We start from the raw sequence: 13,827 nt of genomic DNA on the forward strand, positions 1-13,827 counted from the left end.
TCAAATCTTCTCCTGCGTGTGCTTCTTGAGTTCGGCGCGGGCGACCTGTCGCCGATGCACCGCATCCGGCCCGTCGGCGAAGCGGAGCGTCCGCAGATTGGTCCACATGCGGGCGAGCGGCACGTCCTGGCTGATGCCGGTGCCGCCATACATCTGAATGGCCTCGTCCGTGACCTTCAGCGCAACACGCGGCGCCACCACCTTGATCTGACTGATCCACGGCGCAGCCGCGCGCGGGTCGCCCTGATCCATCATCCACGCCGCCTTCAGGCAAAGCAGCCGCGCCTGTTCGATCTCCATCCGGCACTCGGCGATGATGTCGTAATTGGCGCCGAGATGCGCCAGCTTCTTACCGAAGGCTTCCCGCCTCAACGAACGCTGGCACAGCATGTCGAGCGCCCGTTCGGCATTGCCGATGGCGCGCATGCAATGGTGGATGCGGCCCGGCCCGAGCCGTCCCTGCGCGATTTCGAAACCGGCCCCCTCGCCCACCAGCATGTTCTCTGCCGGCACGCGCACATTGTCGAAACGCATATGCATGTGGCCGTGCGGCGCGTCATCCTCGCCGAAGACTTTCATGGGCCGCACGATCCCGATACCCGGCGTCTCGGCATCCACCACGATCATCGAATGCCGACGGTGTTTCGGGTCGTCTTCCCCACCGGTTTTGACCATCACGATATAGACGGCGCAGCGGGGATCGCCCGCTCCGGAAATCCAGTGCTTCTCGCCGTTCAGCACGTAATGGTCGCCGTCGCGCACACAGCTCATCGAGATATTGGTGGCGTCGGAGGATGCGACATCCGGCTCGGTCATCGCGTAGGCCGAGCGGATTTCGCCGTCCAGAAGCGGCCTCAGCCAGCGTTCTTTCATCGCCTCTGTGCCGTAGCGCTCGAACACCTCCATATTGCCCGTATCGGGAGCGGAACAGTTGAAGATCTCGGCCGCCAGATGGCTCTTGCCCATCTCCTCGGCGAGATAGGCGTATTCCACGGTCGTCAGCCCGAAACCGCGTTCGGAATCGGTCAGCCAGAAATTGAAGAGCCCGGCATCCTTGGCCTTTCGCTTCAGCCCCTCCAGAATCTCGATCTGGCGTTCGGTATGCGTCCAGCGGTCGCCATTTGAGACCTCGGCCAGATACTCGTCGTCCAGCGGCTGAATCTCGTCGACGATCATCGTACGGATTCGTTCGCGCAGCGCCTCGGCGCGTTCCGTCATTCCCAGATTCATGTCGGGCATGCTTCTATCCTTCCTTCAATCCAAGACCGTTCAGCCCGAAACGCACCACCTGCTCGATCACCGCGTCCTGATCCTTGCGCAGGTCGGCGATACGCGGCCGGTACCAGAAGACGGGCGAGTTGAGGCAGGTGAAGAGGACCTGCGTGGCAACCGACAGATCATCGTAATGAAGTGCGCCATCGGCCTTGGCCTGTTTCATCTGCGCGCGAAAGAGCGCGCTATAGCGCTTGCGGCTCTGCTGAAGACGCAGGCATTCGTCCCGCTGCTCGGGCGTCAAGGCACCGCGCATCAAGAGTTCCACGCCCTCCCAGACAACGCGCTGGAACGATTTCGTAGTCACCATCTGGCGGACATGCTCTTCCGCCATCATCCGCAACTTATCGGCAGCGCTTGCATCGGTATGGGTCAGCGGTTCGACGGCGGCGAAATTCATCTCCATGCCCAGGCGGAAAACCGCCGCGAAGAGATCGGCCTTCGAGCCGAAATGATGGTAGATCCGCCCCTTGGTGCAACCGAGCATTCGCGCGACATCATCAATCGACGTGGCGGAGAATCCACGTTGCTCGAAGCTTTCCGCCGCCGCCTGCAGAATCTCCAGGCGGGAATTCTCCGGCATCCAGTTCTCGCTTGAGACTTGGCTGGCCATCCTCTCCTCCTCGCAGCGCCCGTTTGAAAGAGTCCCGGTCCTTCAATTCGGCGAACCGTTCCCGGCGGCTCTTGTGCTTCTTGACGATGTGAGCATACTACTCGGTATGTTGTCAACGCGGAGAGCGGTTTTCGCCCCGCGCCAGGTTGGGAGGCCGCGATGAACGATTTCACTTCAGACCTTTTCTCGGTGGCGGGCAAGACTGCGCTGGTGACGGGCGGCGCGACCGGCATTGGCCGAATGATCGCTACCGGTCTCGTACATGGCGGCGCTCATGTGATGATCGCCTCGCGCAAGGCAGAGGACTGCAAGGCCGTTGCCGACGAACTGAACGGCATGGACGCGCCTGGCTCGGCCGAAGGGTTCGGCGCGGATGTGTCGACCGAGGAAGGTCTCGAAGCGCTTACTACTGCGGTGAAGGAGCGAACGGACCGCCTGTCGATCCTGGTCAACAATGCCGGCGTTTCCTGGGGCGCCCACTTCGAGGATTTTCCCTACGGCGCATGGCAGAAGGTGATGAGCATCAATGTGGCTGCGATCTTCCATCTGACCCGCAACCTCTTGCCCCTGTTGGAAGAAGCTGCCTCCGACGAGGACCCGGCGCGCGTCGTCAATATCGGCTCGGTCATGGGCACGCAGCCGATTGCCGAGGGCGCCTATTCCTATACGGCCTCCAAGGCGGCGGTTCATCATCTGACCCGAACGCTTGCCAATGAGTTCTCCGAGCGCCGGATCACGGTGAACGCCTTCGCGCCCGGCCCTTTCCAGAGTCGCATGACAGCGTTCGCCACAGCAACCGACGAGCAGGCCGAAGCGGTCGGCAAGCAGGTGCCGCTCGGTCGCATCGGCGCGCCGGACGACATGGCCGGCGCCATCCTCTATCTGTGTTCGCGCGCCGGCGCATACGTCACCGGCGCGATCCTGCCACTCGATGGCGGGCAGTCGGTGCAGCACGGCATGAAGCTGTTTCAGGACTAGATCGTGACCACTCGCAAAAGCGTCGGAACGCAGGATGCCGAGCCCTTGCAAAGCGTCTCTTTCGATGATCTGCGCGGCAGTATCGGCAAACCCATAGGCCGTTCGAGCTGGCATCTCATCGACCAGCCGAGGATCGCCGCCTTCGCGGACATCACCGACGACCACAACTTCATCCATCTGGACGAACAACGGGTCCGGGCCGAAACGCCCTTTCCGACCACCATCGCCCATGGCTTTCTGACGCTCTCGCTTCTATCGGCCTTCGCCTATGAGGCGATCCCGCCCCTGGAAGGTCAGACGACCGGCATCAATTACGGCTTCGACGAAATCCGCTTTCTTGCGCCCGTTCCTTCGGGAAGCCGGACCCGCGGAAACTTTACCTTGCTCGATCTGTCGACGCGGCCCTCTGGCCATGTTCAATTCACTTGGCGCGTGGAGGTGGAGATCGAAGGGCAGGAACGGCCCGCCCTGATCGCGCGGTGGATAACGCTGGCCATGATCGAGGAGGCAGCCAAATGACAAATGAACCGAAAGGCATCTCCGCTGACGGCATCGCACCGTGGCTCGAAAAGCATGTCGAAGGGTTCGAGGCCTTCCAGGCGATCGAGAAGATAACGGCGGGCCAGTCGAACCCGACCTACCGGATCGATGCGAAAAGCGGCCGCTATGTGCTCCGCGCCAAGCCGCCGGGCGACCTCTTGAAGTCAGCCCATCAGGTCGATCGGGAATACCGCGTTATATCCGCCCTCGCGGATACCGATGTGCCAGTACCGAAGGTCTACGCGCTGTCGCCGGACGGGGACGAAAGCCCGATCGGGCGACAATTCTACATTATGGAGTTCAAGGAAGGCCGCATCTTCTGGGACCCGCTGGTTCCCGAAACGAAATCGAACGAGGAGCGCGCGGCGATCTACGATGCGATGAACGCCACGCTCGCCGCCCTTCATTCGGTGGATGTCGAGGCGGTCGGCTTGAGCGACTACGGCAAGCCCGGCTCTTATTTCTCCCGGCAGTTCTCCCGTTGGACCAAGCAGTATCGCGCATCCGAAACCGACACCATCGAAGCCATGGACCGGCTGATCGCCTGGCTGGATGAGAACGAGCCGGAGGATGACGGCCATGTCAGCCTCGTGCATGGGGATTATCGTCTCGACAATATGATGTTCGCACCCGACCGGCCGCAAGTTATCGCACTGCTCGACTGGGAGCTGTCGACGCTCGGCCATCCCTTCGCCGATCTCGCCTATCAATGCATGCAATGGCGCCTGCCGCATCAGGGCGGCTTCAAGGGCCTTGGAGGCATCGATCGCGCGTCACACGGATTGCCCTCGGAAGAGGATTACGTTGCGCGCTATTGCGAACGGCGCGGCATCGCCCGACCGGACAACTGGAACTACTACATCGCCTTTTCCTTCTTCCGGCTGGCCGCCATCCTTCAGGGCGTCTACCGCCGCGCGCTTGACGGCAACGCGGCCAATCCCGAACGCGGCAAACAGATGGGCCGGGCCGTGCCGCTTCTCGCCCAGCTCGCTGTGAAGTCGCTGAGTGAGGACGCACGATCATGAACCGCTTCGAAAACCGCACGATCATTGTTACCGGCGCCAATGGCGGCTTCGGCACGGCGGCGGCCAAGGCACTCGCGGCGGAAGGCGCCCTGCTCGTCCTTTCCGATCTCGCCGGCGAACCGTCGGAAGCACTGGCGGAACTGGAGCCGGACCGGTTCGCCTATGTGTCGGGCGATGTCACCGAACCATCCCTTCACGACACATTGGTGACGGTCGCCAAAGAGCGGTTCGGACGTCTCGATATCGCGATAAACAATGCTGGTATCGCGCATTCGTACAGTCGGCTGGAAGACATTCCGGCCGATCTTGCCCGAAAGGTCGTCGAAGTGGACCTGATGGGAGTCTTTCATGCACTGGCTGCCCAGATCCCCGCGCTACAGGCGGAAGCAAAAACACGTAATGGCTGCGCCATCGTCAACATCGCATCGGTGGCGGGCCTCGGCGGCGCGCCGGGTCTCGGCGTCTACGCCGCAGCCAAGCATGGCGTGGTCGGGCTGACGAAAACGGCGGCGGCAGAAAACGCGCGACGCGGCATTCGCGTCAACGCGGTCTGTCCGGCATTTGCCCGCACCCCGATGGCGCTCGACGAAATCGCCCGATCCGGCCAACCCGAAGCGGAGGCCGAGGCCTTCATGACACGCGGCGTGCCGATGGGCCGTCTTGGTGAAGTCAGCGAGGTGGTCGCCGCGATCCTGTTCGCTGCCGATCCGGCAAATGGCTTCATGACAGGTCAGGCAATCGCCGTGGATGGCGGTATCGGGTCGATATAGAAAAACCCCGCACAATCGTGCGGGGTCGTATCGTGACGTACAGGTAAAAACGAATTCAGTCCGCCGCGCCGGCAGGCTTGTCAGTGCGCGTCGGCGAAACTGGGTCGGATGCGGGGAATGTGTCTTCCAGACCCTCATCGACCTCTTCGTCCTCCATCATCTTGCCTTTGTCTTTCTTGCGGTCTTCCTTGAATTCGTCCGCCGGCGATTTGTCGCCGCCCAGCAGAAGCGTGGCCAGGAAACCCTGCTCGGCAATCGATTGTGAAGCAATAAGATCGGTCATCGTAAGTCCCTCAATCGTTTTGGATTATGAACGGCAAACGCGGCAATCCCGCCTTTCGTTCCTCGCTTGCGGCGATCAGAAGCCGCCCCATTGCAGAACGAAGCCGTAGAACAGCGCCGCCCCGGCGAGCGCACCGGCCATGAGCGGGTAATCGCGGCCGTCCGCGCCCATCGCGATACCGATCAGCGCGAAGACGAGCCCGGCCACAGTGGCCAGTAGCCGGCCGAACAGAAGCCCGATACCGTAAAGTTTCACCCAGCCGAAAATGTCCGGCAGAAACCCCGCCAGCCAGGCCGTCAGCGACGATGCGGCCAGAACCAGCAATGCGGCTGCGGCGAAACGCAACACTCCGCGCGAGGCCTTCGCAACCGGCGGCAGGGGAGGTTTTGCGCCCCGCCGGGCCATCTCCCCCATCGCTTCGGCCTCGAGAATTTCTGCGACGAGCGTCGATGCATGTTCGGCGGGCAGGCCCTGCTGCTGAAGCCAGATCGCAATATCCGCGCGATCATAGCCCTCGGCGTCCAGGGCGACGATTCGTTCCGCAAGACCCGGTCCAATAGCGATTTGCGTCATCGGGCCCTCACACCTCGTCGCCTACGGCTTCCTTATGTGGGATAAAGGACTGTCCGCTGCCAGCGTACCGATGGCAACAATGGCTGGACAGATTGCCCCTTCTTTGCTATAGGCCGCTCCAATTCGTAGTGCCGGGCGGCACCGCGGCGCTTGTCTTGCTCCTCAACCCCATGGTGGTTCGGGCGTTCCAGCGGGAACGGACATTCGCTTATCTATCAACCGGCCCATGGCTTGGGCAAAAAAGACAGGACGGTCGTTTAAGTGCAGGTACTCGTTCGAGACAACAATGTTGATCAGGCTCTTCGCGCGCTGAAGAAGAAAATGCAGCGCGAGGGTATCTTCCGCGAAATGAAGATGCGCGGCCATTACGAGAAGCCGTCCGAAAAGCGCGCCCGCGAAAAGGCCGAGGCCGTTCGCCGCGCCCGCAAGCTGGCCCGCAAGCGCGCGCAGCGCGAAGGCCTTCTTGGCGGTCGTCCTGGCGCGCGTTGATCGCGCCGCCTTTTTGACCGAATCGAACGTTATGTGCCGATGGCGGTGGGGGAACCTACCGCCATTTTCATATGCCGACCGAGACGTTGGCCGGCAGGAGCCGGACTGTCCTGAGGGGGACCATACGACGTGCTGAAACCGACCTTCCGCGAGACGCCAATCTGGCAAGCCATGTCGCAAGCATCCCATTCACGAACGGCGAACCGTCCGTTTCCGGCGCTTCGCGTCATGGCCCTGTGTCTGTTCGTGCCGCTGGCGGCCTGTCAGACCGGCACCGGCCAACAATTGACCGCGCTCGACACTGCCGAAGGCTCGACCGAGAATATCGCCTCCCTGAGCGCCGTGATCCAGCGCAGTCCCAACGATCCGGCAGCCTACAATGTGCGCGGATCGGCTTACGGCAAGGCTGGCCGCTACGATGCGGCCCTTGCCGATTTCGACAGGGCGCTGCAGATCAACCCGAACTACTATCAGGCCTGGGCCAACCGCGGCCTGATCAAGCGCCTGAAGGGCGACCGCACTGGCGCTCTGGCCGACTATAACCGCGCCATTTCGATCAATCAGAGCTATGACGCCGCCTATATCGGTCGCGGCAACCTCTATCGCGACCTGAACCGCACGCAGGCGGCCTTCCAGGATTACGAGCAGGCGATCCGGCTCGATACAACCGATGCGCGCGCCTATTACAATCGTGGGCTGCTCTATCAGCAGCAGGGTCAGCACAATTACGCCATCGAGGACTTCGCTTCCGCCATCTCGCTGCAAAACGACGCACCCGCGCCATACAATGGACGTGGCCTATCCTATCTGGCCCAGGGCGACGAGGACAATGCGTTCGCCGACTTTAATCAGGCCATCAAGCTCGACAATGAAGTGGCGGAAAGCTGGGCGAACCAGGCGCTGATCTATGAACGCCGTGGCGACTCGGCCCGCGCGCGTAAATCCTATCTGCAGGCGACAAAGCTCGATCCGTCCTACGCACCGGCCCGCGAAGGCCTGCGACGCGTTACCAGCTAGACCGTCAGGAATCCGCCAAGGCTGACGGTTCGCCGTCGGCATCGAACAAAAACGAACGCCGCCACGATACGATCGCGGCGGCGCTCTTACGTCTGTCGTTTGTTGTTATTCTTCGTAGCAGACGATCTGGTGGGTATAGCCTGCCGCCGTCCTGGCGACGGCCGAAGCCCGTTTGTAGGCGTCCTGACGATCGGCTGCATCGAAAGCGATATCCTGCGCCGACAGCCAATCCCGCAGAACTGACGAGCGGATCGCGAAATTCATCGACTGGGGAATGTCGCCCGTCGCGTTGGCGACCGCCATTGCATCGAGCTTGGCGGTGACCATCCCGATGACCCGGCCTTCTTCGTCGACCAACGGGCCGCCCGAATTGCCCGGTTGCACAGACGCGGTCATGCGAAACTGTGTGGGCTCGGACCGCAGGCCGACCATGGACGAAACGCTGCCGCGAGAAAATCCGAGCTCGCTGCCGAGCGCCTGTGGCAACGGATAGCCGAAGGCGAACACGTCTTCGCCGAGCATGGGATCGTCCAGGGCAATGGTCGCGGGCTTTAGGCTGTGTGCGCCTTCGACCTTCAGCAATGCGAGGTCGAGGCTGTCATCGGCAACCATGATGGCCGCATCGCCAACGCCCGTCACTTCAATGCGACCGCAGCCGGAAACGACATGGGCATTGGTGAGAATCGAACCGTTGGCATCCACGACGAAGCCCGTGCCCGACCCGTTCGGAAACTCGCCATCGCTTGGCGCATTGGGCAATGAGATCGCGCGAATGCCATCGCCATCATCCGCATTCGAGGCGAAAAGCGACTGCGATTCGACCGGCGCCAGTTGCAGACTGTTGGTCATCGCGGCCAGCAAATGACGGTTTTTCTCGACCAGCGCCCGGTCCATCCAGACGAAAATGCCGCGTAGCTGATCGCCGAAGAGTTTGGCGTCCAGACGCATGATTTCGGTATCGTCACCGCCGCGAACGGTCAAATTGCCGTTGTCGAAACGGACTGTCGTTGTCTCAAAGCCGGGAACGTCGTCGAAAACATGTTGGCCAAACAATTCGACCTTTTCGGCATCCATCTCGTCCATACGGAAGGACGAGATGCGCAGGCGCTTCTCGGCATCGGCGAAATTCAGCCCGTTCCAGCCATTGTCCCCATCGACGGTGACAAGGGCGTAAGGCAGGCCGTAGGTCAGCCCTGCATCGCCATCGGTGCCGATCGTGAACTGCGCGCGGCGATAGGCTTCGCGCGCTGCCTCGCCCATGGCTTCGGCTTCAAGGACGGCAAGGATGCCGTCTGCGGCGTGGCCGTGTTCGGCCTGCCACGCCTGAATGGCGGAGATGGTTTGCGGACCGATCGAACCGTCGATCGGTGCGTCGTAATGGCCCGTCCAGACCAGATAATCCTGGATGTTGCGGCGCGCTTCTTCGGGAAGGGTGTCGTAATAGCCGGCATAGGCAGGCGAGGCCACGGCAACAGCGGCAAGGAGGGCAACGCCTGCCGCCATCCGTCCCGTTCTTTCTCCCGCGATCAAACCCATGTCCCGCTCCAGGCATCATACGCTTAGTGGCATATGAACGCCGTGGCAGAGCAAAAGGTTCAATTCACCCGTTCACACTTCGGTTACGATGACGGAGGCGAACACCTCTCATGTTCCGCTAAAAGACTGAGTCGAAAGCAAAAGTACCGCTAGCAGGCAGCAAGGCAGATCGGACGGAATTGCAATCCGGAACGATGCACGAGCGAAAGAAGTTCGCCGAACGACCGTCGGCCACGGCGGCGTTCACAAACACCTCAATCAGGCACTGACGACGAAGAACGTGTCGTTATTTGATGAAGAAGTAGCCGACCACAAGCAGAATGATGAAGAGAACGGTCGCGGAGAAGAAGCCGGCGGCGGTGAAGAAACCGAACGCCATGGCCACAAGCAGCGCAACATTGATGAGCACGCTCCATTTCGTCAAATCGACGAAGGCGGAGTAGGTCTTCTCATGCTGACCATAGTCCATCTCGGCGCCTGTCTCGACTGCGCTATCGTGATGATGCTCGGCCATGGAACGGTCTCCTCGTTGGCATTGTGTGCGTCCACTCCGCCAGCCAATAGCGAAATGCGGCAGGCTCGGCAAGCGGGCCGTATGTTCCCATCGAGAAAGGATGCCTGCGATCAGCCCGCGCGATCGGTTTGCGGACAGGCCGGCGTCGCAGCGGGTTTCCCGCCCATCTCGCTGACGATCCGCTTCGCGCGGTCGCCCCGAGCGGCAATAAGCGCCAGCGGAACCGATTTCGCCTCAGGGGCGGCCAGCCGCACGAAACGCTCGCCATCCCATTGCAGCAGCGTGGGCTGCAAAGCGCCGGCATGATCTTCGCACGACAGCCCGATGGCAGCGGAGGGTTCGGCGAGGTCCAACGCCCGCATGCGCTGCGGCCTTAGCCTGACCCGTTCGAGCGCGTTTCGAACGTCGGCGCGGGCCGGCATTCGCGCTTCGGCCAGTTCCTGCGCAGCGCCCAATGCCTCGATCGAAAATGCGCCGATCAACTGGCCCGCCATGCGGAGTGGCGATACCGGCGCAGCGTCCTCATCGGGCAAGCCGCTCTCCACTGTCGTTCTGGTCGATGCGTCCAGGCTGCCGAACGCCGCCAGCGCTGCTACCCGAAAGCCTTTCGCACGCATTCCGAGATCCTGTACCGTTTCGAAGGCGCCGTCGGCAAAGCCGCCGACAATACGAACTGTCGGATAATCGCGTTTGACCGCCTCGCGCAGCACCGTGTCGGAAAGACTGTCGTTGCCCCAAACGATCAGGCGCTCCGGCGGACTGCCGCCGAAATCACGAAAGGTCGAAACGACATCCTGTGCTTCGCCGGGCCGGACCGAATATGTCTGCAGCGTCACGCCACCGAGATCCGCCAGGGTGATCAGCGTGTCCCGCATGCCGACGCCCCACGCATCCGTGGTATGAAAGAGTCCGATCCGGCTGGCAACCTCACCATTCGCGTCGGCCTGCCGGACCAGTTGCAAGAGGGCAACCGCCTGCCCTGCCTCCGAAACCGGCGGGGCGAACGACCAGCGAAGCCGCTCGCCATCGGCCAGAATGTCGCGGCTGACCGGCGCAAGAAGGGGCAAGCCGGCCTGTTCGCCCGCCATCACGAAACGCTCAACCGGCTCGCGCGGCCATACGATGGCCAGAAGAGCGCCCTTCGCTTCGCCGCCACAGGCGCTGTCATCCAAAAGCGATGTTGCGCCATCGACAGGCAGGGCGTCGCATTGGCGCAGGACCACCGGGACATTGTTGACCCCGCCTTCCCGCCCATTGATTGCCGTTACGGCATCGACAAGACCTTCGCCGAATTCCGCCGCCCCATCGGCCCGCCGCTCTGCGCGACGGAAATACAGAATTTTCAGGGGCTCTTCCGGCAGCGCAGCGCTCCTGCCTTGTTCAGACGCGCGCTTTTCCGTTGCCGTTTCGGCAGGCCCGGAACCGGCATTCCTTTCCTGCGCCGCGGCGGGTGCGGCCAGCATCGAAAGAACCGCCAAGACCACGCCGATCGAACCCGCAAGTGCGCGACGGGAACGAAAACCAACTGGACAAGGCCAAAGGGACCGTGCCAATAAATGCCCCAGCGGGAGGGGTAAAAATCCGCAAATAGCAAAGCCAGCTTCGGAGCAGGACGCCATGGCGCTTCTCATCGGCCTGTCGTCGATCATCGATGCGATAACGCGGTTCATCGGCAAGGCCGTCTCCTGGCTTGTTCTCGTCGCCGTTCTGGTTTCGGCATATAATGCCACGGTCCGTTATCTCGGCGGTTCCGTACCGGACTGGGTGCCGATACCCCGTGCATCGAACGCCCTTCTGGAACTGCAATGGTATCTCTACGGCGCCGTCTTCCTCATGGCCGCCGCATGGACCCTGCAGGACAATGAACATATCCGCATCGATCTGGTTTCCAACCGTCTGTCCAGGCGCACCCGCGATATAATCGACCTTTGCGGGCACCTGTTGGCGCTGCTACCCTTCGCCGGACTACTCATATGGCTGGCATGGCCCTGGTTCTGGCGATCTTACAATAGCGGCGAGATTTCCGGCAATGCCAACGGGCTCATCCTCTGGCCGGCCAAACTCATCCTTCTGGTCGGATTCATCATGCTGTTCGCGCAGGGCGTGTCGGAGGCGATCAAGCGCCTGGCCGTTCTGCGCGGGGACATGGAAGACCCGCATCTGGACGATTCCGACCTTCCGCCAGCCGTGGCGGAAATGGAGAAGGGCGGCGGTCTGAACGACGATGACGATATCGGGGGGAGCCGCCCATGATCGATATCATCGCACATCAGCTGGCGCCCATCATGTTCATCTCGGTGATGGCGCTGCTTCTGATCGGCTATCCGGTTGCCTTCACGCTTGCCGCGGGCGGCCTGCTCTTCTTCGTCATCGGCGTGGAAATGAGCATATTCTCCAACGAAATCCGCCTTTTCTGGCCACTGCTCGGCAGCCACCCGGAACGAATTTACGGGGTGATGTACAACGACACCCTTCTGGCGATCCCCTTCTTTACCTTTATGGGCCTGATACTCGAGCGCAGCCGCATGGCGGAAGACCTGCTCGATACGATCGGGCAGCTCTTCGGCCCGATACGCGGTGGTCTGGCCTATGCTGTGGTCCTGGTCGGCGCGCTTCTGGCAGCGACGACCGGCGTCGTCGCCGCATCCGTCATCGCCATGGGCCTGATATCGCTGCCGATCATGATGCGCTACGGCTATGACCGGTCCTTCGCGACTGGCACCATCGCTGGCGCGGGCACGCTGGCGCAGGTGGTGCCGCCAAGCCTTGTCCTGATCGTCATGGCCGACCAGCTGGGCCGGTCGGTCGGTGATATGTATGTCGGCGCACTGCTACCAGCGGCGATCATCATCGGCCTTTACTGTCTCTACGTCTTCGGCGTCACGCTGGCGAAACCCAAATGGGCTCCGGCCCTGCCGCCGGAAGCGCGAACGCTGGGCAAGGGCGTGATATCCCTGCTCGTCATGTTCGCTCTGTCGGTCGCGATCTATTTTGTCGGCCGGCTCTACTTCTTCGCCGATGCGCGCTTTGAGGTGTCCGTCGTCTGGTCGGCCGTGATCGCCGTCGCCTTCGCCCTGACGGTGTCGCTGATCAACCGCTACGCCAAACTCGGCCTGATAAGCCGGCTGGCCGAACAGGTTATTATCGTCCTCATTCCGCCGCTGGCGCTGATCTTCCTCGTGCTGGGCACGATCTTCCTTGGCATCGCGACGCCCACAGAAGGCGGCGCCATGGGCGCGACCGGCGCGCTCGTTCTGGCGATGCTGAAAGGCCGAATGAGCGTTCGCGTGATGCGCCAGGCGCTCTATTCGACGACGAAGCTCGCCAGCTTCGTCATGTTCATCCTCATCGGCGCACGCGTTTTCGGCCTCACCTTCTACGGTATCAACGGCAATGTGTGGATCGAGGATCTGATGCTGGCGCTGCCAGGCGGGCAGATTGGCTTCCTCATCGCCGTGACGATCATCGTCTTCATTCTTGGCTGTTTCCTGGACTTCTTCGAGATCGCCTTCATTCTCGTACCGCTTCTTGCACCGGTCGCCGAGAAGCTGGAGATCGACCTCATATGGTTCGGTATCATCCTTGGCATCAACCTGCAGACCAGTTTCCTGACGCCGCCCTTCGGCTTCGCGCTGTTCTATCTGCGTTCGATCGCGCCGAAAGCCGAATGGCTCGACAAGGTCACGAACAAGGTCATGCCGGGTGTCAAAACCACGGAAATCTACAAGGGCGCGATCCCCTATATCGTGTTGCAGGCCATTGTGATCGGCCTGATCATCGCTTTCCCGCGCCTGGTCACTCACTATAAGGACGAGCCCGTCACTGTCGCCCCGCCGCCCGAGCCGAACGCCGGCGGCCAGCAGACGCCGGAGCAGCGTCAGCAACCGGGCAATCCGATGCAATTGCCGCCACTCAATCTCGGCCCGTCTTCATCGGGATCCAGCGGCACTGGCAATGGCAATGGCCAATCCAATAGCAGCACACCGGGCCTCCAACTGCCCAATCTGCAATTGCCGCCCATCAATACGCCCGGTCAGTCGACGCCTTCTTCGCCGCCATCCGAAGACCCGTCGCAGACCGGCAGAGGAACTGGCGATGCGACGGGCAACGCGGCAGGGTCCGGCGTTCCAGCCGGATTGCAATTGCCGGACCTCCAGCCACTCGGCGCACCGCAGCAGGAGCCCAGCCGCCAGAACTGACCGATCCGAATCGTGGAC

General features: G+C 61.9%; 15 protein-coding genes. 8 read left to right on the plus strand and 7 right to left on the minus strand.

Going from position 1 to position 13,827, the window contains the following annotated elements:
- Both B7H23_RS11685 and B7H23_RS11690 read right to left on the minus strand, forming a co-directional pair.
- Window positions 1-1,239: an acyl-CoA dehydrogenase family protein gene (locus B7H23_RS11685; protein ID WP_094077552.1), complete on the minus strand. Its 1,239-nt coding sequence runs from the start codon at window positions 1,237-1,239 to the stop codon at window positions 1-3.
- A gap of 4 nt (window positions 1,240-1,243) precedes the next feature.
- Window positions 1,244-1,885, minus strand: a complete 642-nt coding sequence (locus B7H23_RS11690; RefSeq protein WP_094077553.1) for a TetR/AcrR family transcriptional regulator — start codon at window positions 1,883-1,885, stop codon at window positions 1,244-1,246.
- 159 nt (window positions 1,886-2,044) lie between these two features.
- Here B7H23_RS11690 and B7H23_RS11695 point away from each other — a divergent pair, with 159 nt between their 5' ends.
- Genes B7H23_RS11695 through B7H23_RS11710 form a run of 4 tightly spaced genes read left to right on the plus strand, consistent with a single transcriptional unit; the run spans window position 2,045 to window position 5,198 of the window.
- A complete protein-coding gene (locus tag B7H23_RS11695; RefSeq protein WP_094077554.1) occupies window positions 2,045-2,863 on the plus strand; it encodes an SDR family oxidoreductase in 819 nt (272 codons plus the stop codon).
- Between the two features lie 3 nt (window positions 2,864-2,866).
- Window positions 2,867-3,382, plus strand: a complete 516-nt coding sequence (locus tag B7H23_RS11700; RefSeq protein WP_240535080.1) for a MaoC family dehydratase — start codon at window positions 2,867-2,869, stop codon at window positions 3,380-3,382.
- Window positions 3,379-4,428: a phosphotransferase family protein gene (locus tag B7H23_RS11705; RefSeq protein ID WP_094077555.1), complete on the plus strand. Its 1,050-nt coding sequence runs from the start codon at window positions 3,379-3,381 to the stop codon at window positions 4,426-4,428. Before B7H23_RS11700 ends, B7H23_RS11705 begins: the two co-directional genes overlap by 4 nt.
- Window positions 4,425-5,198, plus strand: coding sequence for an SDR family NAD(P)-dependent oxidoreductase (locus B7H23_RS11710; RefSeq protein WP_094077556.1), 774 nt, complete (start codon window positions 4,425-4,427; stop codon window positions 5,196-5,198). Before B7H23_RS11705 ends, B7H23_RS11710 begins: the two co-directional genes overlap by 4 nt.
- A 55-nt stretch (window positions 5,199-5,253) precedes the next feature.
- On the opposite strand, the gene B7H23_RS11715 is transcribed toward B7H23_RS11710, so the two are convergent.
- Both B7H23_RS11715 and B7H23_RS11720 read right to left on the minus strand, forming a co-directional pair.
- Complete coding sequence (locus B7H23_RS11715; RefSeq protein WP_094077557.1) at window positions 5,254-5,481, minus strand: hypothetical protein; 228 nt, start codon at window positions 5,479-5,481, stop codon at window positions 5,254-5,256.
- Between the two features lie 75 nt (window positions 5,482-5,556).
- On the minus strand, window positions 5,557-6,054 hold the full coding sequence (locus B7H23_RS11720; RefSeq protein WP_094077558.1) for a hypothetical protein: 498 nt from the start codon (window positions 6,052-6,054) through the stop codon (window positions 5,557-5,559).
- Window positions 6,055-6,315: 261 nt separating this feature from the next.
- Here B7H23_RS11720 and rpsU point away from each other — a divergent pair, with 261 nt between their 5' ends.
- On the plus strand, window positions 6,316-6,543 hold the full coding sequence (gene rpsU / locus B7H23_RS11725) for a 30S ribosomal protein S21 (RefSeq protein ID WP_094077559.1): 228 nt from the start codon (window positions 6,316-6,318) through the stop codon (window positions 6,541-6,543).
- A 228-nt stretch (window positions 6,544-6,771) separates the two neighbouring features.
- Entirely contained in the window at window positions 6,772-7,560 is a 789-nt protein-coding gene (locus B7H23_RS11730; RefSeq protein ID WP_420814485.1) for a tetratricopeptide repeat protein, read from the plus strand.
- A 105-nt stretch (window positions 7,561-7,665) separates the two neighbouring features.
- Here the strand turns inward: B7H23_RS11730 and B7H23_RS11735 are convergent, their stop codons facing one another.
- The 3 genes from B7H23_RS11735 to B7H23_RS11745 all read right to left on the minus strand — a co-directional run bounded on the left by B7H23_RS11735 (window position 7,666) and on the right by B7H23_RS11745 (window position 11,073).
- Entirely contained in the window at window positions 7,666-9,063 is a 1,398-nt protein-coding gene (locus B7H23_RS11735; RefSeq protein WP_158215828.1) for a trypsin-like peptidase domain-containing protein, read from the minus strand.
- Window positions 9,064-9,382: 319 nt separating this feature from the next.
- Window positions 9,383-9,610 carry an aa3-type cytochrome c oxidase subunit IV gene (locus tag B7H23_RS11740; protein WP_094077561.1) on the minus strand — a complete coding sequence of 76 codons (228 nt, stop codon included), beginning with the start codon at window positions 9,608-9,610 and terminating at the stop codon, window positions 9,383-9,385.
- 110 nt (window positions 9,611-9,720) lie between these two features.
- Window positions 9,721-11,073, minus strand: coding sequence for a type 1 periplasmic-binding domain-containing protein (locus B7H23_RS11745; RefSeq protein WP_206608894.1), 1,353 nt, complete (start codon window positions 11,071-11,073; stop codon window positions 9,721-9,723).
- 154 nt (window positions 11,074-11,227) lie between these two features.
- Here B7H23_RS11745 and B7H23_RS11750 point away from each other — a divergent pair, with 154 nt between their 5' ends.
- Complete coding sequence (locus B7H23_RS11750) at window positions 11,228-11,863, plus strand: TRAP transporter small permease subunit (protein ID WP_094077563.1); 636 nt, start codon at window positions 11,228-11,230, stop codon at window positions 11,861-11,863.
- Entirely contained in the window at window positions 11,860-13,809 is a 1,950-nt protein-coding gene (locus B7H23_RS11755; protein ID WP_094077564.1) for a TRAP transporter large permease, read from the plus strand. Before B7H23_RS11750 ends, B7H23_RS11755 begins: the two co-directional genes overlap by 4 nt.
- Window positions 13,810-13,827 lie beyond the last annotated feature (18 nt).

Source organism: Notoacmeibacter marinus, assembly GCF_002238045.1.
GTDB classification, from domain to species: domain Bacteria; phylum Pseudomonadota; class Alphaproteobacteria; order Rhizobiales; family Rhizobiaceae; genus Notoacmeibacter; species Notoacmeibacter marinus.